This window comes from Cupriavidus sp. SK-3 (assembly GCF_000611145.1).
Lineage (GTDB): Bacteria > Pseudomonadota > Gammaproteobacteria > Burkholderiales > Burkholderiaceae > Cupriavidus.
Genome location: NZ_JFJV02000074.1, coordinates 1 through 1,240, shown reverse-complemented (window position 1 = coordinate 1,240; position 1,240 = coordinate 1). Strand labels below are relative to the sequence as shown.

The 1,240-nt window shown below is 65.3% G+C and carries 1 protein-coding gene and 2 pseudogenes; all 3 read left to right on the top strand.

What is annotated here, in order from left to right; all coding sequences use genetic code 11:
• A pseudogene (locus tag CF70_RS37500) lies at positions 1–656 on the top strand (acyl-CoA dehydrogenase family protein); the annotation flags it as partial.
• A 1-nt stretch (position 657) separates the two neighbouring features.
• A pseudogene (locus tag CF70_RS37495) lies at positions 658–953 on the top strand (acyl-CoA dehydrogenase family protein); the annotation flags it as partial.
• A gap of 1 nt (position 954) precedes the next feature.
• Positions 955–1,240: acyl-CoA dehydrogenase family protein (locus tag CF70_RS37490; protein WP_255350639.1), on the top strand; the 286-nt coding region annotated here is incomplete at both ends.

Genomic DNA, 1,240 nt, shown 5'->3' with positions numbered 1-1,240 from the left:
TCCGTGCGCAACTGGGCGCAGGCCGAACTCGCTCCGCGCGCCGCGGAGATCGACCGCACCGACCAGTTCCCGATGGACGCCTGGAAGAAGATGGGCGATCTCGGCGTGCTCGGCATCACCGTGGCGGAGGAGTACGGTGGCGCCAATATGGGCTACCTGGCCCACATGATCGCGATGGAAGAGATCAGCCGTGCTTCCGCCTCGGTCGGCCTGTCCTACGGCGCGCACTCCAACCTGTGCGTGAACCAGATCCACCGCAACGGCACCCCCGCGCAAAAAGCCAAATATCTGCCCAAGCTGGTCTCCGGCGACTGGATCGGCGCGCTGGCCATGAGCGAGCCCAATGCCGGCTCCGACGTGGTGAGCATGAAGCTGCGCGCCGACTTCAAGGGCGACCGCTACGTGCTCAACGGCACCAAGATGTGGATCACCAACGGCCCGGACTGCGATGTGCTGGTGGTCTACGCCAAGACCGAGCCGGACCTGGGCGCACGCGGCATGACCGCCTTTATCGTCGAGAAGGGCATGAAGGGCTTCTCGGTGGCGCAGAAGCTGGACAAGCTGGGCATGCGCGGCTCGCACACGGGCGAGCTGGTGTTCCAGGACGTGGAAGTGCCCATCGAGAACATCCTCGGCGCGGAAAACGCCGGCGCCAANGCGAGCTGGTGTTCCAGGACGTGGAAGTGCCAGTCGAGAACATCCTCGGCGCGGAAAACGCCGGCGCCAGGGTGCTGATGAGCGGGCTGGACTACGAGCGCGCGGTGCTCTCCGGCGGCCCGGTCGGCATCATGCAGGCCTGCATGGACGTCATCACCCCCTACATCCACGACCGCAAGCAGTTCGGCCAGAGCATTGGCGAGTTCCAGCTGATCCAGGGCAAGGTGGCCGACATGTACACCACGCTGCAGGCGGCGCGCAGCTACCTGTACACGGTGGGCAAGAACCTGGATTCANAGGTGGCCGACATGTACACCACGCTGCAGGCAGCGCGCAGCTACCTGTACACGGTGGGCAAGAATCTGGATTCGCTGGGCACCGAACACGTGCGCCAGGTGCGCAAGGACTGCGCCGCGGTCATCCTGTACACCGCCGAGAAGGCCACCTGGATGGCCGGCGAATCGGTGCAGATCCTGGGCGGCAACGGCTATATCAACGAATACCCGGTCGGCCGGCTGTGGCGCGACGCCAAGCTGTACGAGATCGGCGCCGGCACGTCGGAAATCCGCCGCATGCTGATCGG